The organism is Nocardioides nanhaiensis, assembly GCF_039542785.1.
GTDB lineage: Bacteria > Actinomycetota > Actinomycetes > Propionibacteriales > Nocardioidaceae > Nocardioides > Nocardioides nanhaiensis.
This window is the reverse complement of record NZ_BAABIM010000003.1, coordinates 115,732-133,896: the sequence shown is the minus strand read 5'-3', so window position 1 is coordinate 133,896 and position 18,165 is coordinate 115,732. Positions and strand designations below refer to the sequence as shown.

Sequence of the window (18,165 nt, the reverse complement as noted above, 5' to 3'; positions counted from 1 at the left end):
ACCTCCTCAGGCCAGCGGAACTGATTGACCGGCTTGGACATAGGCATGCTCATGGGCCAACAATCCGACCAGTGCGAAAGGAACCGCGATCAGGCCGACCCAGGGTGCTGCGACCGCGACCAACACAGCGACGACACCGACCCGGAAGAACATCGCGAACCGGCCGTGTGTCATCTCGCGGCTCGCGAGGTGGGCGTGCGCGGTCACGTGCGGCAGGGTGATCTCGGTCCACACCAGCAACAGGTGCACCGCCGCGGACACGGCCAGGACCACCTCGACCGCCCGCACGCCACGCTCCGGGGAGAGGACAACCGCGAAGGGAAGCAGCGCCGCAGCTCCGGCGAGAACCGCCTGCACCGCCAGGTGCGCCGGGAGCAGCGGGCTCTGCCACAGGTCGCGCGCCTTGGCCTGGGCGAACAGGTAGGCGGTGTAGCAGGCGGTTCCCAGCCCCAGCACAGCCCCCAGCACCCCAAGCACCTGCTGCGGTGTTCGCAGGTCCAGGAGCGCGGCCCCGAGGTAGAGCACCACCAGGGTCCCGAAGCCCCCGATGATGAACGAGCCCCGGACCAGCCAACTGCTCCAATGGTGGCGAGTGAAGATTATTCAGAATCGGAACGGATGCTTGAGATCCCAGATCAGCAGCACCCCGGTGATCGCGAGGAATACCAGCGCCACCAACGGGGCGACATACCGGGTGACCTCGCCACCCCAGCCAAGCAGCCCGGTCAGCGCCAGCGCGATCGCCAGCAGGAACGCGCCGGAGGCGATGCTCTTGGTCCAGGTGTACAGGCTGACCCGCCACCCCCACGGGGCGTGGTGCGGGATGTCGTAGGACAGCAATGCCGCAGCCGAGGACCGGGCTCCGTCGGGATGACCCGACGGCACCAGCTGGGGGTCGGGGGCGCCCTGGGTCGACCAGGCATACAGGCCGCCCTCGGGGCGTGTCGCCCCGAGTGGGTCGAGGGTGGCCTGGTGCGCCCCGAGGTAGAACACGCCGGGTCCTGTCTCCTTCTCGGGGCGACGCACCGTGACAGGGTGTCGCTTGACCGCCTGGGCCACCTTCGAGGTCGGGTCGTTCATATCCCCAACCAGAATGGCCTGCGTCGGACAGACCGTGACGCAGGCCGGCTCCAACCCGACATCGAGCCGGTGGGCGCACATGTTGCACTTCTCCGCCGAGTGGTCCTCGGGGTTGATGAAGATCGCGTCGTAGGGGCAGGCAGCCATGCACGCCTTGCACCCGATACAGATGCTCTTGTCGAAGTCGACGATGCCATCGGGACGCTTGTGCATCGCCTCGGTGGGACACGCGGTGACGCACGGCGCGTCGGTGCACTGGTTGCACCGGGTGACCTGGAACGCCCGACGGACCGCGGGGAACTCGCCGACATCCACGGACTTCACGTAGGTCCGCGTCACCCCGAGCGGAACCTCGTTCTCGCTCTTGCACGCCGTGGTGCACGCATGACACCCGATACACCGTGTCTGGTCCAGGACCTTCAGCCACCGGACCGGGCGATCCTCGAGATCCTCCATGTGGGCAGCGTCTCAGACCACGGCTCACATCGGCACCCAAGTCAGGCTTGGGACCAGGGGACCGAAAAGGTCAGGTCAGGGCATGGGCCGCGGTCCTGGCTCTACGATGTGTCGCACCCAGGAGGGGATCCACATGTCGGAGCCATCACGCAAGGTCAGCGAAGACACCGAGCCGGACTACCGGTTCACGCTGGCCAACGAGCGCACGTTCCTTGCCTGGATGCGCACCGCGCTCGCGCTGCTCGCCGCCGCCGTGGCGATCGTGCAGTTCGCCTCGGACCTGGGTTCACAGTCGTTTCGCGAGGCATGTGGCATCGCCTTCAGCGTCCTGGCCGCGGGGTCCGCGGCCGGTGGTCTCTGGCGGTGGACATCGACCCAGACGGCGATGCGTCGGGGCAGCCACCTGCGCCGCGGCTCGCTGCCGGTGACGCTCGCGGTCGCCCTCACCGTGCTCGCGCTCGGCGTGTTCGTGGTTCTCGTCGTCGAGCTCGGTCAATGACCAGAGCCCTCGACGTCGGCCTGGCCAGGGAACGCACGTCGCTGTCCTGGACCCGCACATCCCTGGCAGTGATGGCTAACGGGCTGCTGGTGATGATCCGCCACGAGAAGGCGTTCCCGCTCCCGGTGGCCGCTGGTCTCGCCGGCCTGTCCCTCGTGGTGGCCCTGCTCGCGCTCACCCACGCCGCCCTGAGGTCGGGGGTCGTGCGTCAGCCCGATGCTCAGATCGGGGCGCCCACCTGGCGCGTGGTGACACTGGGAATCGGGATCACCGTCCTCTGTCTTGCGACCGGTGTCGCGCTCGTGGGCTGGAGCTGACGGGGTGCTGCATGACCCTGCCAGCAAGCGAGACCGCGTCCACGACGTTCCGGTCGGTCGGCTGAACCAGCTGGTCGAAGGGTGGCGGTTCGGAGGTCCGAGCGGTACCAGGTTCGTGCCCTGGTTCGACCCCGACGGCGCTGGCACCGGCGCCCGGGTCCTGCTGCTGATGGAGGCGCCGGGCCCCAAGACGGTTGCCGCGGGCGACCTCGGCTTCAGCTCGCTCGACAACGACGATCCCACCACCCGACAGGTCCGCCGGGCGCTGACCCCCTCCAGGCTCGACCCGGCGCGCTGCCTGCGGTGGAACGTCGTCCCCTGGGCATTGACCGGACCTGAAGGTCGACTCCGCAGCCCCCGAGTCAACGACTTGGAAGAGGCCCGCCCCGCCTTGAGCGCCCTGCTCGCCGAACTGGTCGACCTCCGGGTGGTCGTGCCCTTCGGCAGCGCGGCGCTGGAGGGCTGGATGCGGTACCTCACGCTCGCCGAGCACCCGGTCCTCGTCCCCACCCTGGCCGTTCCCCATCCCTCACCCGCCAACGGACACCGGCGCCAGGAGGCCTTCCGCCGAACCACCGCCGCTCTGGAACGAGCCGCGGATCTCTGCCGGTGAACGGCCCACTGCCTGGTGCGCAGCCATCTGCCGTCAGCTTCCTGTAAGTACTCGAGGCCTTTAAGCGACCTCGTGTGGTGGACATGCTCAAAAGCCTGAGGCGAACCGCGATGGCACCGGTCGTCGTCCTGGCCCTCGTCAGCTGCGGAGGGTCGCCTCAGACGACCAACAGCACTTCGGGCGGCGACTCCTCGGGGAAGAGCATCTCCGTCGCCGGCGCCCCGGCGCTGAGATGGGGCGAGGGAGACTACGGAGTTGTCCTCGCGCATGGCGCTGCTTTCGACGCGGCCAGCTGGGAGAAGCAAGCCGTCGCTATCGCCGACCAGGGGGCGAGCGTGATCGCGGTCGAGAACATCGACCCCGATGCGATTCGCGACGCGATAGAACTGCTACAGGGCGAGGGAGTCGCCGACGTCGCGCTCGTCGGAGCCAGCGCTGGCGCCGACGCCATCCTCGATCTCGCGAGCCAGGACCCAGGGCTGGCCGATCAGCTGATCCTGCTGTCGCCGAACGCAACGGTCGAGGGGCTCGGGGATGAACCGAAGCTCTTCGTGGCCAGCAAGGACGAGCCCGTGGCCCACGTCTCGACAGAGCTGGCCGGTTCCTCCCCCGGTGAGGAGAACGCGCTGATGATCCTCCCGGGCTCGGCCCACGCGCAGAACATCTTCGCCACCGACCAGGCCGCACCGGTCCTCGACGCGATACTTCAACGCCTAAAACGCTTCGCTGCCCCGTGAGCCCGCGCGGAGCCGTCGTGCACGGCGCGACACGGTGAACCGATCCCGAGAGCGCGTCGTACCCAGGCTCGTGAGATCGCTACGCCTGGGCTCGCGGGCACCCGGGAGGACGGCCGAGGCCGACGAACGGGTGCTGACCGAGCTCTACCTACGACACGGAACGGCCCTGATGACCTTCGTGCTGCGCCTGGTCGATGACCGGGGCCGTGCCGAGGACGTCGTGCAGGAAACGATGCTGCGCGGCTGGCGCAACCTGGACAGGATCGATCCGAGTCGCGGTGAGCCGCGTGCCTACCTGTTCGCGGTGGCCCGCAACCTGGTGATCGATCTGTGGCGCGCCGACGAGCGCCGCCCACGACTCGTCGGCGACGACGACACCGTGGCAGCCCAGTCGGTCGGTGACCGCGCCGACGCGGTCGTCGACGCCTACCTCGTCGAGCAGGCGCTGGACCGGCTCTCACCCCAACACCGGGCCGTGGTCGACGAGCTCTACTACCGCGGCGCCACGGTCACCGAGGCCGCCAGCACCCTCGGACTGCGCCCGGGCACCGTGAAGTCACGGTCCTACTACGCGATCCGCATCCTGCGGACCGCATTCGAAGAGATGGGAGTCGAGCGATGAACCAGCACGAGGAGGACCGCGCTCACACCCCGCTGCGCGAGCTGCTAGGCCCCTACGTCCTGGGCGGTCTCGACGCCGACGACCGGGCTCGGCTCGAGGCCCATCTCCCGAGCTGCGCCGCATGCCGCGACGAGCTCGCGACGTACGCCGGGCTGCCGGCGCTGCTGCGGGACGGGGCCCCGGCATCAGCACACCGCGAAACCTCCGATGCTGCCCTAGGTGAAGCGATCGGAGCCCTGCGGACCCGCCGTCGACGTCGCCGGCTCATCCTCACCGCGGCCGCCGCGGTCGTGCTGGTCGCCGGAGCGGGTGTCGGCACGGCGCTGGTTCTCGGACCCGACGCACCGGTCGGAACGACTCTCGCGCTGAGCGCACCGGCGGGGGTGAGCGCCACCGGTGCGACCTCCTTGAGCGCCAAGCCATGGGGCACGTCGGTCGAGCTCGACCTGCGGGGGCTCCCACAAGACGAGCAGTTCGTCGCCTGGCTCGTCTCGCCCGAGGGCGAGCGCCAGCAGGTCGCCACCTGGGGATCGACCGGCAACGGCGAGGCGCACGTGACCGGGGCCGCCGCACTCGTCCCGCGCGACGTGGCCCAGGTGCGAGTCACCGACTCCGACGGTGATCTCGTGCTCTCCGCCGCCACTCGGTGAACCGATCCGCCGGCGACGGCGTACCCCTGCCTGACATCCGACGAAGGGATCCACCATGAAGAAGATGACCACCGCCCTCACCGCCCTCACCGTGACCGCGGCGCTCGGCGGCACCTACGCCGCCACCGCCGGCAGCGCCTCCGCCACCGCTGGGGCTGGGCACCGCGACCGCCATCACGCGACCAAGTCCGTAGACGTCGAGATCCTCGCCCCCGGACGCGGCGACAACGCCGGCATCGCCGGAGCCGGGTGGTTCGTCGACCTCGACATCGACTTCCACGACACCACGCTGGCAGGCACCGGCTTCACCGCCAACCAGCTGACCGGGCCGGCCGCGCACAACAACACCGCCCCCTTCCCCGGCACCTTCTCGACCGGCACCGACGACCGGATGCCCGGCCTGGTCGTGCTCACCAGCACCACCAACAGCACCCTGCCCGGCTTTTCCGGCCCCGGAACCAACCTGGCCAACCTGTTCAACCTCACCGGCGTCACCGACCGCTCCAAGGACGACGTCGAGCTCTGGGACACCTGGATCGTCGGCGCCCCGATCGCCGGCAAGGACGTCACCACCACGCTTACCGTCGCCGTCATCGACGACTTGAACCACGACGGCATCTACAACGACGCACCCGGTGTCGTCCCCGACCAGAACGCCGACGGCCGCATCGACCGCCGCGACCTCGAAGCCATCGGCGTCGCCTCCAAGATCGAGACCGTCGACTTCCGCATCAACGGCGCATCCTGAAGGGGATCCGGAAGCTCTCCCGGCGTCGCGCACTGATCGTCACCCTGGGCGTAACTCATGGTTCGAGCGGGCCGCCCTCGGACGCCGTCGCACCTCGGGTGGAACGGGGCAGGCAGAATCGAGGAATGCCGACACCCCATCTGGAGCCACGATGACCGCCCCGTCCGTCGCCGGCGCCATCCGCACCTGGGCATGATCACCTCCGTCATCACCGGAGCGGTGGCCGGCGTGGCCATGGGCTACGTGCTCCAGCGGGGGCAGCTGTGCTTCCACTCCGCGATCCGCGGTTCCATGGACGGCCGGTTCCTCCTGGTCCGAGGCTGGGCCCTCGGCGTGGCGCTGGCCTCGGTGGGCCTCGCGCTGCTTTTCCTCCTTCCGGGCACCAGCGGCCTCAACCAAGGCTTGGCCTTCCGTCCGGTGGCGAACGTAACCGGCGGACTGATCATCGGCATCGGGATGGTCGTGGCCAAGTCATGCGTCTCAGGGCTGTTCTACAAGCTGGGCTCAGGCATGCTCGGAGCTCTCGTCGGGCTGACCGGCTGGGCAGCGGGCGAGCTGATCGCCCACCAGTTCACGCTGCCCGGTCCGACGGTGCTCGCGGGTGGCGAGGCCGCGACCATCCCCGGCCTGCTCGGGGTGCCGCGCCTCGGCGTGGCCGTCCTGCTCCTCCTCGGCGTCGCGATCGCTCTCCGGTTTCGGCCGGGTCGCGAGTCCCCGGCCCACGACTGGCAGTGGGGCTGGCGACGGGTCGGACTGGGACTCGGGGTCGCGATCACCAGCGGGTGGGCCTTGGCAGCCCTGGGCGGCGCCAGCTTCGGTCCCAGCTCGGTGGGTGCCGTCGCGAGCATCGCCGGCGGCTCCCCCAACTACTGGTTGATCACGTTCCTCGTGGGCATCGTCGCGGGTGGCACCCTGGCGGCTCGTACCGCGGGCGGGTTCTGGGTCCGCGGCGAGGAGCCGGTTCGCTACGTCCAGCTCGCGGCCGGTGGGCTCCTGCTCGGGGCCGGAGGCTGGATCGCTGGAGGCTGCAACCTCGGCCACGGCCTCTCCGGAGTCGCCCAGCTGAACGTCTCCTCGCTCGTGGTGGTGGCCGCCATGGTCGCCGGAGTGTGGGGGGCGGGTCTCGGCTCGGCAACGGTCGCTCAGCGCTCACCTGCCGCACGCAGCACGTGAGAGGTGCGCCTGTCCGCGCACGAGAGGCGTTCCCGGCCGGTAGATCTTCGGCCACCGTCGGGCGATGTACCGCTTGAGGTGCGGCGGATGGCGCGGTCCCGCCGCAGCTCCGTAGACCCGATGCGCGCCAGCGAGGCGGGAAGAGGGTGCGCCGTCAATGGGCCGAGCGAGCGCCCCGACCAAGGCCCCCAGGTCGTTGCGATCTCCGGGCAATCACGCGAGAGAGAGGAAGAGCTTCTCCATCTTCTTCACGTCCACGCTGTCGATACCGTCACCGGCGGTCAGGCATTGTTGGAGGCCGCTGGCCACGATGGCGAACCCGGCCCGGTCCAGCGCCTTGGACACCGCCGCGAGCTGAGTGACCACCTGCTCACAGTCGCGGCCCTCCTCGAGGAGGCGCAGGACGCCTCCCAGCTGACCCTGGGCACGTTTGATGCGGTTGATGACCGGGGTCATCTCGGTGGGGTCGAGCTCCATCATTCCTCCTCGGACACGGCGGCCAGGGCCGCCACTAGTCGCTGCTTCGCATCGGCGGCCACGGAGTCCAGCGCCCCGTTGTCGGCGAGTCCCATCATCGCGTCCGGGTCGAAGGCCTCGACCACCGTGGTTGCCTCGCCAACAGAACGGACCACCACGTTGCACGGCAGCACGGTGGCAATCGATGGGTCCACCTGGATCGCCTCGTAGGCGAGCGGCGGGCGACAGGCGCCGAGGATGACCTGCGGTGGAAGGTCGACGTCCAGCTTGGCTTTCATGGTGGCTGCCAGGTCGATCTCGGTCAGGATGCCGAAGCCCTGGTCGGCCAGGGCCGAACGGGTCGCGTCCACAACCTCGGCGTACGGGCGCGCGATCGTGACGGACAACGTGTAGGCGCCCATCAGGCACTCCTCCTGGAGACCGGCGCGGCGATGCGTGCCGAGTTCGCGGCACTTCTCCGGCAGCACCGCGTCCAGCAGCGGCTCGTAGGGACGACGGCCGAGGAGCGTGAGGAACTCGGTGGCGTGATCCGGACCTACCGCCAGAGTGTCCTCGTCTGGCTCGGCGAGGCGATGCGCGCGGCCAGCCCACTGGCCTTCTCCAACATGCCGCCAGCACAGCCGAATCCGTTCAGATCGGTCGGTGTGAGCAGCGCACATCTGACAGCGGCCGGCGAACTGGCGCGCGCGCTCGACCTCGCCCGACAGCAATCGACCGCGCGCCCGGCGTCGACTGATGAGCTGGCCACGCCGAGCGCCAACCCGATGGTGGACCGATGGCGTCTTGCCGCCCGTGCAGCGGCCCTCGCTGAACACGACACCAGCGAGCAGGTGTCCGCGCAGATGACCGCGCCCCAGGCCCAGGCTCTCGTCGGCGACGTCGCCGCGTTGACCCAGGCACTGGTGGTCCTCGACCAGCGATACAAGAACACACCCGGTTGGGAGCCGCTCGCCCAAAGTGCGCGGCTCGGCTGGGCTTCGCTGGCAGCGGCGCTGGACGTGAACCTCGGCCAGCCTGATTACGCCGTCGATCACCTCGGCTGGCGACCGAAGACGAAGGTCATCACCGGTTCGGCGCGTCCAGGGATCCTCGGCGTCCTGCAGGCGCAGCACAACCTCGTGATCCGGATGAAGTCCGCGCCCAACGCGACCAACCTTCGCCTGGTCGTGGACTCCCAGCGCCTCATCTCCACGCACCTCGCACCGTACGCCGCCCGAATCGACGAACGACTCGCCGGGCGATGGGCAGAGCGCGCCGAGACCTACTCCGTCGTTCAGAAGGAGCTGCGTGAGATCGGCGGGCTTCTCGGAAACGGCGGACTCGCCGCGGCCGAAGGCGCGAAGGCCGTTGCACGACTGAAAGCCCTCCCCCACGACACGATCGTCGAGCCACGCGTCCTCTCTGGTTTCCAGTTGCTCTTCAACCGCCTCGACAACCGCATCGCCGACGTCATCGAATACGGCGTCGAGCAGGGTGCCTTCTTCAAGCGCGTGACGCTCCCGCGCCTTGTCGGCGGGGGCGGACAACTGGTCCGCCCGGTCCGCGAACGCTTCGTACCCGTCACGTCGGCGACCGATCTCGCAGTCGTAAAGACCGTCCGCGAGCGGCTGCGACCCAAGGACGAACCGCCCATGGCCACCCCCGGACCGACGCGAGTCGACCTGCACTCCGCGCTGATCCACCGTCCGACCCAAGGAGGGGCCATCGATGTCCCGAACATCTAACCCCCGCACCATCGGCGGCGCCCGAGCACCTAGGCAGTTATGCCGACCGGAGGAGAGCAAATGTCCAGCGATATGAGCATGTCAGACAGCGTCGTCTCGATGGCGCGAGACCCGTTCCTGAACACTGAGGAGGCGTGCGGCTACCTCGGCGTTCCCAAGGCGACGCTGCTGACATGGCGTGTTCGCCGTCCTGGCTACGGCCCGCGCGCTGTCAAGGCCGGTGGCCGCCTCAAGTACCGCCTCTCGGAGCTTGACCGATGGCTGAGTGCCCATGAGGAATCTTTCGCGGAGGACCCGGACAGCGACGAAGACCCTTCTCGCGAGGTTATCCGTACCCGCCGCCGTGCCAGTCGGGTGCGTAGTGCTGCCCTGCGGGCGACCCACCCTGACGGGGTCGCTTGACGGCTGAAGGAGAGAATGATGGCAAGGCAGAAGTTGATGGTCGGCACCTACGGCGAGATCAGCTGCTTCCGGTTGAAGAGCGGGTCGTGGCAGGCGCGCGCCCGCTACTGCGACGTCGACGGAGTCGTCCGTCAGTACCGCAAGAACGGAGAAACCAAGACCACGGCGAAGGCCAACCTCAAGGCGTTCTTCATCGAGCACACCGGCACCTTCGGCGATGGTGCGCTCGCACCCGATGACACTGTTCAAGATCTTCTGGACCTCTGGTTCGAGAAGATGGAGCAGGCCGAGGGGGGACCCAGCGCGGAGACTCTGGGCTACTACCGATCCCATGTCCGTTGGGTTCTGGAAAGGGACAAGACCGAGCAGCCGCTCGGCGCATACCAACTCCGGCACGTACGGCCGGTGATCATCCAGGCCGCGCTCGACGGCGCCGGCGTCTCTCCCGATCTGCGCAAGCGCATTCGCAGCGTCCTCGTGCGCGCGTTCAACCTGGCGATCTTCCACGAAGCCATCAACGGCAACCCGGCCACGGCCGTCCCTTCTGTCCCTGTGCCGAAGGTCAAGAAGAAGCCGGTAGCGGTCGAGGACCTCGACGCTGTGCGTGCGGCCATCCGTGAGTGGGCGAACGCCGAGCGGCGCAATGGCCCTAAGAGTGTCGACCTCCCGGACATCGTCGACATGCTCATCGCCACCGGTATGCGGATCGGCGAACTGCTCGCCCTGCGCTGGTCCGACATCGAGTTGACCGCCCCTCCCGCGCGCCGCGACGACGAGACCTGGTTCCCGTGGCTCATGGTCAACGGCCAGATCACCTCCAAGGACAAGCGGGTCGACTACGGTAAAACCCACGCCGCGATCCGCCCCATCGCACTCCCCGACTGGGCCGTTGCCATCCTGCTCCGACGCAAGCTGGAGCAGCCACCGAACGACATCGACGCAGTCTTCGCCAGCCGCAACGGAACCTGGCACTTCCCCGGCAACATCCTGAGCCGGCTGTGGCACATCCGCCAGCTCGACGAGTACGCCGACATCGCCGCGCTCAGCGACGTCTCGCCCCACTCCTTCCGCCGGACAGTGGCAACCGAGATCGACGAGGTCTACGACGCCGACGCCGACGCCGCCAAGGATCAGCTCGGCCACACGTCCAAGACGGTCACCGAACGGCACTACATCAACCGCCGGCTCGTGGTGCCGGACTACCGCGCCGCGACGGAGCGGCTTGCTCCTCGGACTGAGCCCGCCGACGATCCCGAAGTTGGGCTCTGAGAGCCCTCAGACCCCCGGAACGGCCCCCGTGAGCCCTCTTCGCACTACGCGTCGGTCTACGGGCCGTTTCTCGCGTTCTCGGGGGTCTCCAGGCCCGGCATCTGAACCGGTCTCAAAACTCAAAGTGCGCCCAAAGTGCGCCCTAAGCCCCGATTGTCGAGGCCGGCGCCAGCACCCCGACTTGCATCACCGCAGGTCAGAGCCGGTTTTCGTCAGCAACGCGACACATTCGACGTGGTGCGTCATCGGGAACAGGTCGAAGGCGCGCAGGGTGCGCAGCTGGTAGCCGTGCTCGGCGAAGACCGCGAGGTCGCGGGCCAGCGCCGCGGGGTCGCACGCCACGTAGGCCACCGCGCGCGGCGTGCGCGCCACCACCTGCTCGACGACGGCGCGCTTGGCGCCCGCCCGCGGCGGATCCAGCACCACGAGGTCGACCGGCTCGACGCGCTCGGCGGCCAGGGCGGTGAGCACCTCGGCGACGTCGCCGGTGTGCGGCTCGACGCCGGGGACGTTGGTGCCCAGCAGCGCGGCGGCCGACGGCTCGCCCTCCACGGCCAGCACACGTCCGGTCGGGCCCACGGCGTCGGCCAGGAAGGCCGAGAACAGCCCGACGCCGGCGTAGAGGTCGAGCGCCGACTCCCCCGGTCGTGGCTGGAGCGCCTCCAGGACGGCGGCCACGAGAGCCTCCGGCGCACCGGGATGCACCTGCCAGAAGCCGCCCCGGGCCACGTCGAAGTCGCGGTCGCGCACCCGGTGCACCGGGCCGTGCGGTGCCTCGATCAGGCAGTCGGCCACCGGCACCACCTCGCGCGAGCGGTGCTTGCGCATGCCACGGTCGACCGGCCCGTCGACGCCGTCCACCGGCGGCTCGAGCGCCACGTAGCGCTGCCGGGTGCGCCAGCGCAGCCCCTCGTCGTCGCCGGGCACGGCCTCCACCTCGACGTCGACCTCGAGGCCCGCGAGGCGGCGCAGCTGCTCGGCCACCACGGCGGCCTTCAGCGCGCGCTGGGCGGGCAGGGCCACGTGCTGGAAGTCGCAGCCCCCGCAGCCGTCCGGTCCGGACACCGGGCAGGGGGCGGTGACGCGGTCGGGCGAGGGCTCGAGCACCTGCACGGCGTCACCCCGCCAGAAGCTGTCGCCCGCCGTGCCCTCGGTGACGCGCAGCACCACGCGCTCCCCCGGCAGCGCGTGGCGCACGAACACCACGCGCAGGGCGGGCTCGGGCCCGTCGCCGACGGGCACCCGGGCCACGCAGTGACCCCCGTGCGCCACGGGACCGACCACCACCTCGTGGGTCTCCCCCACGTGCGAGCGGCCGCGCGGACGACGAGCCCGAGGTCGCCTGGTCATCGACCACCCACCGCCGTCACCGGTACTGGCTGGGGTCGGCGTCCTCGCGCTGCACCTGGCCGCGCCGCAGGTCGCCCGGTCGCACGCGGCTGATCTCGCGCTCGGCCCTCTCGCGCCCGATCTCGGAGGAGCGCAGCTGGTAGGGCACCGAGGTGACCATGACGCCGGGGGTGAACAGCAGCCGGCCCTTGAGGCGCAGCGCCGTCTGGTTGTGCAGCAGCTGCTCCCACCAGCGGCCCACCACGTACTCGGGGATGTAGACCGCCACGACCCCGCGCGGGTTGGCGCGGCGGATCTCGCTGGCGTACTGGACGATGGGCCGCACCAGCTCGCGGTAGGGCGAGTGCAGCACCTTCAGCGGCACGCCCAGGTTGCGCTCGTCCCAGGCCTCCAGCAGCGCGTTGGTCTCCGCGGGCTCCGCCGAGACGTAGACACCCTCCAGGATGTTCGGCCGCGAGGCCTTGGCGAACGCGAGTGCGCGCAGCGTGGGCTTGTGCAACTTGGAGACCAGGACGATCGCGTGCACCCGGGTGGGCAGCACGTTGTCCTCGTCGTTGGCCGCCAGCTCCAGCGCCACCTTGTCGTAGTGACCCTTGATGCCGCGCATCACGAGGAAGAAGAAGCCCATCGCCAGCAGCGTGATCCACGCGCCGGCCAGGAACTTGGTGATCAGCACGATCACCAGCACCACCGCGGTGAAGCTGAGGCCGATCGTGTTGATGACCCGCGAGCGCAGCATCCGCCGCCGCTCCGCCGGGTCGCTCTCGGTGGCCAGCAGCCGGGTCCAGTGCCGGATCATGCCCAGCTGGCTGAGGTTGAAGGAGACGAACACTCCCACGATGTAGAGCTGGATCAGGCGGGTCGGCTCGGCGTCGAAGGCCACGATCAGCACGATCGCCATCAGCGCCAGGAACACGATGCCGTTGCTGTAGGCCAGCCGGTCGCCGCGCGAGCCGAGCGCCCGCGGCGCGAGGCCGTCCTTGGCGAGGATCGAGCCGAGCACCGGGAACCCGTTGAAGGCGGTGTTGGCGGCCAGCACGAGGATCACTCCGGTGACCGTGACCACGAGGTAGAAGGCGGGCGAGAAGTCGCTGAAGACCGCCCGCGCGATCTGGGCGATGACGGCGTCCTGCCGGTAGGTCTCCTCGCTGAGCGCGACGCCGTCGCGGCTGAGGCGGTCGAGGTCGTGCGGGTCGACGTAGCGCAGCCCCATCTGCTTGGCCAGCACGATGACGCTCACCATCATCGTGATGGCGATCAGGCCCAGCAGCAGCAGCGTCGTGGCGGCGTTGCGGCTCTTGGGCCGCTTGAACGCCGGCACGCCGTTGCTGATCGCCTCGACGCCGGTGAGCGCGGCACAGCCGGAGGAGAACGCGCGCGCCAGCAGGAACAGCAGCCCCATCGTGGTGAGGGCGCCGTCCATGCCCTCCTCGGGGGTGATGACCAGGTCGGCGCTCTCCACCTGCGGCAGGTCGCCGGCCAGCAGGCGCAGGAAGCCGAAGGCGCACATGCCGAGGATCGCGGCCATGAAGACGTAGGTGGGCACCGCGAAGACCGTGCCGGACTCCCGGATGCCGCGCAGGTTGACCGCCATCAGCGCCAGCACCGCCATCGAGGCGAACAGCACCTCGTGGTCGTGCACGGCCGGGATGGCCGAGGAGGCGTACTGCGCCGCCGAGGAGATCGACACCGCGACGGTCAGCACGTAGTCGACCAGCAGCGCGCTGGCCACCGTGGTGCCCGCGGTCTGCCCCAGGTTGACCGTCGCGACCTCGTAGTCGCCACCGCCGCTGGGGTAGGCGTGCACCGTCTGGCGGTAGGAGGCGATCACCGCCGCCATCACCAGGGCCACCGCGATCGCGATCTTCCACGACCACACGTAGGCGCTCGCGCCGGCCAGCGAGAGCATGATGAAGACCTCGTCGGGGGCGTAGGCCACCGAGGAGAGCGCGTCGCTGGCGAAGACCGGCAGCGCGATGCGCTTCGGGAGAAGGGTCTCGCCGAGCTGCGAGCTGCGCAGCTTGCGCCCCACCAGGATGCGCTTGGAGACGCCTCGGACACCCACGGGCGAGAGCGTACGGGAGGTCGGCCCCCCGCGAGGTCATCGGCGCAGTACGGTGGGCGCGTGCACGTGGTGATCATGGGTTGCGGCCGAGTCGGGTCGACGCTGGCCCGCAGCCTCGAGGACCGCAACCACACGGTGGCCGTCATCGACAACGAGCCCGACGCCTTCCGCCGTCTGGGCCCCGGTTTCAACGGGGAGAAGATCACCGGGCACGGCTTCGACCAGCAGGTGCTGGAGAAGGCCGGCATCCGGCGCTGCGACGCCTTCGCCGCCGTCTCCAGCGGCGACAACTCCAACATCATCGCCGCCCGCGTGGCCCGCGAGACCTTCGGCATCCAGCAGGTCGTGGCCCGCATCTACGACCCCGGCCGCGCCGAGGTCTACCAGCGGCTGGGCATCACCACGGTCGCCACGGTCAAGTGGACCGCCGACCAGGTGCTGCGCCGGATCCTGCCCGCCGGTGCCGAGCCCGACTTCCGCGACCCCTCCGGGACCATCCGCGTCGACCAGGTGCCCGTGCCCGAGGTGTGGGTGGGGCACCGCACCGTCCACTTCCAGGAGCAGACCCGCAGCCGGATCGCCTGGATCGACCGGCTCGGCGAGGGCATGCTGCCCCACCGCGACAGCGTCATCCAGGAGGGCGACCTGCTGCACCTGGTGATGGTGGAGCGCGACGCCGGCCAGACCTTCGCCGTCATCGAGCGCGGCCCGGACCAGGACGCGTGAGACCTGTGACGAGCGAGGAGCAGTCGTGAGAGTCGCCATCGCCGGGGCCGGCGCCGTGGGCCGGTCCATCGCCCGCGAGCTGATCCAGAACGGGCACGAGGTCCTGCTGATCGACAAGAACCCCGGCTCGATCCACCCCGAGCGGGTGCCCGACGCCGAGTGGCTGCTGGCCGACTCCTGCGAGCTCTCCTCGCTGGAGGAGGCGCGGCTGGACCGCTGTGACGTCGTCATCGCCGCGACCGGCGACGACAAGGTCAACCTGGTCACCTCGCTGCTGGCCAAGACCGAGTTCGGCGTGCCCCGCACCGTGGGCCGGGTCAACCACCCCAACAACGAGTGGCTCTTCACCGAGGCCTGGGGCGTCGACGTCAACGTCTCGACGCCGCGGATCATGTCGGCGCTCGTCGAGGAGGCCGTCACCGTCGGCGACCTGGTGCGGCTGTTCACCTTCCGCCAGGGCAACGCCAACCTGGTGGAGATGACACTGCCCTCCGACTCCCCCTACGTGGGCAAGCCCTCCGGCCTGATCCCGCTGCCCGAGAACTGCGCCCTGGTCACGATCCTGCGCGACGGCCAGGTCTACGTGCCCGACCCCGAGCAGCCGGTGGAGTCCGGCGACGAGCTGCTCTTCGTGGTGCCCGACGAGGGCGAGGACGAGCTCGAGCGCCTGCTCGCCCCCTCCGCGCACGGCGGCTAGGTCTCGGCGCTCCCTTGCGTCTCACGGGCCCCGGATTTACCCGGCGGGCCGGGTAAGTCGTCACTTGTCGGCCTGAACATTGCCCAACAAGCAGCACATCAGGCCGACAAGTTCCGTCCTCGTCCCCGTCGCCGTTCCGGTGGCCGTCGCCATCGTCGCGCCCGGCGTCAGCGTGCGACGGACTCGATCGGGGTGGTGTTGCGGCCCAGCAGCCAGACCATGCCGGCGAGGGCGGCCAGCTGGAGCGGCCAGCCGAGCACGATCTTGAGCACCCCGAGGATCGCGATGGCGGCGTCGGCCTCGAGCGCGCCCGAGCTGCCACCGAGCCAGACCGGCCCCTGCACGGCGACGCGCAGCGCGCAGGGCAGCGCCAGCAGCCAGGTCAGCCGCGTGCAGAGCCGCACCACCTGCCGGTCCTCGTGCCAGGCGGTGGGGTCGCCGGTGACGCTGCCCACCATGAAGCCGACCAGCGGCCAGGTGACCAGGCAGCTGACGGCGAGCAGCACGGTGTAGCCGCCGTTGTAGAGGATCCCGGGCAGGAAGTAGGCCAGCGCCTGCTCCTCCTCCGAGCCTCCGCGGCGCTGCGCCAGCCACACGAACAGGTAGCCGATGCCGATGCCGACGAGCGCGTTGAGCACGAACTGCGGTGTGGAGCGCTGCACGAGCCGCACCGCCAGCAGCACGAGGGCCGCGGCCACGCTGATGCCGACCGCGAGCAGCAGCTCGCGCGTGGTCAGCCACAGCACGGTGAACATGATCGTCGGCACGGCGGCCTCCACCATGCCGCGTCGTCCGCCGAGCGCGGTGGCCAGCTGACGACGCACGACCGCCTCGACGGACGCCACGGTCGGCGCAGGCTGGCCAGGCTGGCCGGTGGGCTGGTCGGGCGCGCTCACGGCAGCAGCTCGTAGCGCGGGTTGTACAGGGTGCGCACGCCGTCGTGCACGCCCACGCGACCGGAGACCGTCATCGCCACGCCGGGGCCGACGCCGGCGATCCGACGCCGCCCCAGCCAGACGACGGTGAGCGAGCCCGAGCCGTCGTCGAGCTCGGCCTCGAGGGCGGGCACACCACCGCGGGGGCGCAGGGTGACGCTGCTCAGCGTCCCGCGCAGCACCACGGGTGTGCGGTCGGGCGCCTCGGCGATGGTGCGCTCCTCGGGCGTACCCTCCTCGCGACGGGGCCGGCGCTCCTGGGCGGCGTCGTCGCCCCCGTGGGTCCAGCGGACCAGCCGGCGGCGCAGCCGGCCGCCCTCCTGCGGCGCCATCGCGGGCCGCTCCCCCGAGCTCAGTTCTCGGCCGGCGGTGCCGGCGGGGTGATCTTGCGGGCGTGGTCGGGCAGCACCAGCGGCAGCGGCTCGCCCACCATCATCGGCTCGCCGCTGCGTCGCACGGCGACGCGCGTGATCATCTGCTCCCACTCGGCGCCGAGCTCGGGCTCCATGGCGGGGCGGCCCAGCAGCGTGGCGCGCAGCAGCCACCGCGGCCCGTTGACGCCGATGATCCGCGAGGGCTGGACGCCGGAGGTTCCGTCGGGCAGCTGCACCTGGATGCGGCACTGCAGCTCGGGGCCGAAGGGTCCCTCCTGCTCGCTGGCGGTGCCGCCGCGCTGGGTCATGTCGGCCGCGATCTGCGGGCGGACCTCGCTCCACAGGTCACCGTTGCGGGGGGCGGCGAAGGCCCGCAGCTCCAGGGCGCCGTCCTGCCCCACGAGCATCACGGCCTGGACGTTGCCCGAGGACTCCTCGACCTGCATGCGCAGCTCGCGACCCTCCTCGGACTGGATCAGCAGCGACCCCAGGTCGACACGGTCCACGTCGTTCTCGGGCAGGTCGTCGGCGTCGAAGGGACCGCCGTCGCCCAGCGGGGCGTCCTGCGCGCTCCCGTCCCCGGCCTCGCCGGCGTCGGGAGCCGCGACGGACTCCTCCGACGCGGTGCGCGCGTCCTTCTTGCGTCCGAACTTCACGGGTGACCCTCCTGGGCGTCGATTCCGGGACGGGGCGCGGCCGCGGGCGCGGGTGCGCCGGGCTCGGCGCTCCCGAAGCCTCCGGTAGAACCGTAACCCCCCGCGCCGCGCTCGCTCGGGGGCAGTGCCTCGACAGCGGTGAAGTGGGCGTGCTCGACGCGCTGCAGGACCAGCTGGGCGATCCGGTCGCCGCGCCGCAGCGCGACCGGGACCTGCCCGTCGGTGTTGACCAGCAACACCTTGACCTCGCCGCGGTACCCGGCGTCGACCGTGCCCGGCGTGTTGACGATGGACAGGCCGTGGCGCACCGCCAGACCCGAGCGCGGGTGCACGAGCGCCACGTAGCCCTGCGGCACGGCGAGCGCGATGCCGGTGGGCACCAGGGCCCGCTCCCCCGGGCCCAGGAGGACGTCGACCGTGGTGTGCAGGTCGGCGCCGGCGTCGCCGGGGTGTGCGTAGGCGGGCAGCGGGAGGTCGGGGTCCAGGCGCACCACGGGGATCTCGAGCACGCCCGCACAGTAGTGCCACCCGCCCCCCACGGGCCCCCGCTGGCCTCCGGCCGGCCCCCCGCCGCCCCCGCGGAGCCCGGGTGGGA

The 18,165-nt window shown here is 70.5% G+C and carries 23 protein-coding genes; 13 read left to right on the top strand and 10 right to left on the bottom strand.

Features of this window, described 5'->3' with window-relative positions; translation table 11 throughout:
• Nucleotides 1-6 precede the first annotated feature (6 nt).
• Complete coding sequence (nrfD, locus tag ABD948_RS14660) at nucleotides 7-600, bottom strand: NrfD/PsrC family molybdoenzyme membrane anchor subunit (protein WP_345268019.1); 594 nt, start codon at nucleotides 598-600, stop codon at nucleotides 7-9.
• Nucleotides 601-603: 3 nt separating this feature from the next.
• Nucleotides 604-1,536 (bottom strand): 4Fe-4S dicluster domain-containing protein, encoded by a 933-nt coding sequence (locus ABD948_RS14655; RefSeq protein ID WP_345267103.1) that lies wholly within the window; start codon nucleotides 1,534-1,536, stop codon nucleotides 604-606.
• 133 nt (nucleotides 1,537-1,669) lie between these two features.
• On the opposite strand from ABD948_RS14655, the gene ABD948_RS14650 reads away from it, so the two are divergent.
• The 8 genes from ABD948_RS14650 to ABD948_RS14615 all read left to right on the top strand — a co-directional run bounded on the left by ABD948_RS14650 (nucleotide 1,670) and on the right by ABD948_RS14615 (nucleotide 6,895).
• Complete coding sequence (locus tag ABD948_RS14650; RefSeq protein ID WP_345267101.1) at nucleotides 1,670-2,035, top strand: YidH family protein; 366 nt, start codon at nucleotides 1,670-1,672, stop codon at nucleotides 2,033-2,035.
• Nucleotides 2,032-2,352, top strand: a complete 321-nt coding sequence (locus ABD948_RS14645; protein ID WP_345267099.1) for a DUF202 domain-containing protein — start codon at nucleotides 2,032-2,034, stop codon at nucleotides 2,350-2,352. The genes ABD948_RS14650 and ABD948_RS14645 overlap by 4 nt, the downstream gene beginning before the upstream one ends.
• 115 nt (nucleotides 2,353-2,467) lie before the next feature.
• The gene (locus ABD948_RS14640; protein ID WP_193664518.1) at nucleotides 2,468-2,965 is read left to right on the top strand and encodes a uracil-DNA glycosylase; all 498 of its coding nucleotides are present in this window, start codon (nucleotides 2,468-2,470) and stop codon (nucleotides 2,963-2,965) included.
• 110 nt (nucleotides 2,966-3,075) lie between these two features.
• Nucleotides 3,076-3,702, top strand: coding sequence for an alpha/beta fold hydrolase (locus ABD948_RS14635; RefSeq protein WP_345267097.1), 627 nt, complete (start codon nucleotides 3,076-3,078; stop codon nucleotides 3,700-3,702).
• Nucleotides 3,703-3,736: 34 nt separating this feature from the next.
• Nucleotides 3,737-4,324: a sigma-70 family RNA polymerase sigma factor gene (locus ABD948_RS14630; protein WP_345267095.1), complete on the top strand. Its 588-nt coding sequence runs from the start codon at nucleotides 3,737-3,739 to the stop codon at nucleotides 4,322-4,324.
• The gene (locus ABD948_RS14625; RefSeq protein WP_345267093.1) at nucleotides 4,321-4,974 is read left to right on the top strand and encodes a zf-HC2 domain-containing protein; all 654 of its coding nucleotides are present in this window, start codon (nucleotides 4,321-4,323) and stop codon (nucleotides 4,972-4,974) included. The genes ABD948_RS14630 and ABD948_RS14625 overlap by 4 nt, the downstream gene beginning before the upstream one ends.
• 55 nt (nucleotides 4,975-5,029) lie before the next feature.
• On the top strand, nucleotides 5,030-5,722 hold the full coding sequence (locus ABD948_RS14620; RefSeq protein WP_345267091.1) for a hypothetical protein: 693 nt from the start codon (nucleotides 5,030-5,032) through the stop codon (nucleotides 5,720-5,722).
• A 192-nt stretch (nucleotides 5,723-5,914) separates the two neighbouring features.
• Complete coding sequence (locus tag ABD948_RS14615) at nucleotides 5,915-6,895, top strand: YeeE/YedE thiosulfate transporter family protein (RefSeq protein WP_345267089.1); 981 nt, start codon at nucleotides 5,915-5,917, stop codon at nucleotides 6,893-6,895.
• A 213-nt stretch (nucleotides 6,896-7,108) separates the two neighbouring features.
• Here the strand turns inward: ABD948_RS14615 and ABD948_RS14610 are convergent, their stop codons facing one another.
• A complete protein-coding gene (locus ABD948_RS14610; RefSeq protein ID WP_345267087.1) occupies nucleotides 7,109-7,372 on the bottom strand; it encodes a metal-sensitive transcriptional regulator in 264 nt (87 codons plus the stop codon).
• Complete coding sequence (locus tag ABD948_RS14605) at nucleotides 7,372-7,773, bottom strand: DUF302 domain-containing protein (protein WP_345267085.1); 402 nt, start codon at nucleotides 7,771-7,773, stop codon at nucleotides 7,372-7,374. The genes ABD948_RS14610 and ABD948_RS14605 overlap by 1 nt, the downstream gene beginning before the upstream one ends.
• A 30-nt stretch (nucleotides 7,774-7,803) precedes the next feature.
• On the opposite strand from ABD948_RS14605, the gene ABD948_RS14600 reads away from it, so the two are divergent.
• The 3 genes from ABD948_RS14600 to ABD948_RS14590 are packed head-to-tail and all read left to right on the top strand — an operon-like array spanning nucleotide 7,804 to nucleotide 10,767.
• The gene (locus ABD948_RS14600; RefSeq protein WP_345267083.1) at nucleotides 7,804-9,096 is read left to right on the top strand and encodes a hypothetical protein; all 1,293 of its coding nucleotides are present in this window, start codon (nucleotides 7,804-7,806) and stop codon (nucleotides 9,094-9,096) included.
• 60 nt (nucleotides 9,097-9,156) lie between these two features.
• The gene (locus tag ABD948_RS14595; protein ID WP_345267081.1) at nucleotides 9,157-9,498 is read left to right on the top strand and encodes a helix-turn-helix transcriptional regulator; all 342 of its coding nucleotides are present in this window, start codon (nucleotides 9,157-9,159) and stop codon (nucleotides 9,496-9,498) included.
• Between the two features lie 18 nt (nucleotides 9,499-9,516).
• The gene (locus ABD948_RS14590; protein ID WP_345267079.1) at nucleotides 9,517-10,767 is read left to right on the top strand and encodes a tyrosine-type recombinase/integrase; all 1,251 of its coding nucleotides are present in this window, start codon (nucleotides 9,517-9,519) and stop codon (nucleotides 10,765-10,767) included.
• A gap of 186 nt (nucleotides 10,768-10,953) precedes the next feature.
• Here the strand turns inward: ABD948_RS14590 and ABD948_RS14585 are convergent, their stop codons facing one another.
• Nucleotides 10,954-12,117: a class I SAM-dependent RNA methyltransferase gene (locus tag ABD948_RS14585; protein WP_345267077.1), complete on the bottom strand. Its 1,164-nt coding sequence runs from the start codon at nucleotides 12,115-12,117 to the stop codon at nucleotides 10,954-10,956.
• A 16-nt stretch (nucleotides 12,118-12,133) separates the two neighbouring features.
• On the bottom strand, nucleotides 12,134-14,182 hold the full coding sequence (locus ABD948_RS14580) for an APC family permease (protein WP_345267075.1): 2,049 nt from the start codon (nucleotides 14,180-14,182) through the stop codon (nucleotides 12,134-12,136).
• 75 nt (nucleotides 14,183-14,257) lie between these two features.
• Between ABD948_RS14580 and ABD948_RS14575 the strand changes: the two genes are divergently transcribed.
• Both ABD948_RS14575 and ABD948_RS14570 read left to right on the top strand, forming a co-directional pair.
• The gene (locus ABD948_RS14575) at nucleotides 14,258-14,908 is read left to right on the top strand and encodes a potassium channel family protein (RefSeq protein WP_425576622.1); all 651 of its coding nucleotides are present in this window, start codon (nucleotides 14,258-14,260) and stop codon (nucleotides 14,906-14,908) included.
• A 25-nt stretch (nucleotides 14,909-14,933) separates the two neighbouring features.
• Nucleotides 14,934-15,605, top strand: a complete 672-nt coding sequence (locus ABD948_RS14570) for a potassium channel family protein (protein ID WP_345267071.1) — start codon at nucleotides 14,934-14,936, stop codon at nucleotides 15,603-15,605.
• Between the two features lie 167 nt (nucleotides 15,606-15,772).
• On the opposite strand, the gene ABD948_RS14565 is transcribed toward ABD948_RS14570, so the two are convergent.
• From ABD948_RS14565 to dut, 4 genes are read right to left on the bottom strand one after another with little or no spacing between them, the layout of a single operon-like run.
• The gene (locus tag ABD948_RS14565; RefSeq protein WP_345267069.1) at nucleotides 15,773-16,501 is read right to left on the bottom strand and encodes a DUF3159 domain-containing protein; all 729 of its coding nucleotides are present in this window, start codon (nucleotides 16,499-16,501) and stop codon (nucleotides 15,773-15,775) included.
• Nucleotides 16,498-16,872, bottom strand: a complete 375-nt coding sequence (locus ABD948_RS14560) for an OB-fold nucleic acid binding domain-containing protein (protein WP_345267067.1) — start codon at nucleotides 16,870-16,872, stop codon at nucleotides 16,498-16,500. Before ABD948_RS14560 ends, ABD948_RS14565 begins: the two co-directional genes overlap by 4 nt.
• A 20-nt stretch (nucleotides 16,873-16,892) precedes the next feature.
• The gene (locus ABD948_RS14555) at nucleotides 16,893-17,570 is read right to left on the bottom strand and encodes a DUF3710 domain-containing protein (RefSeq protein ID WP_345267065.1); all 678 of its coding nucleotides are present in this window, start codon (nucleotides 17,568-17,570) and stop codon (nucleotides 16,893-16,895) included.
• Entirely contained in the window at nucleotides 17,567-18,079 is a 513-nt protein-coding gene (gene dut, locus ABD948_RS14550; RefSeq protein ID WP_345267064.1) for a dUTP diphosphatase, read from the bottom strand. Before dut ends, ABD948_RS14555 begins: the two co-directional genes overlap by 4 nt.
• Nucleotides 18,080-18,165: the final 86 nt, after the last annotated feature.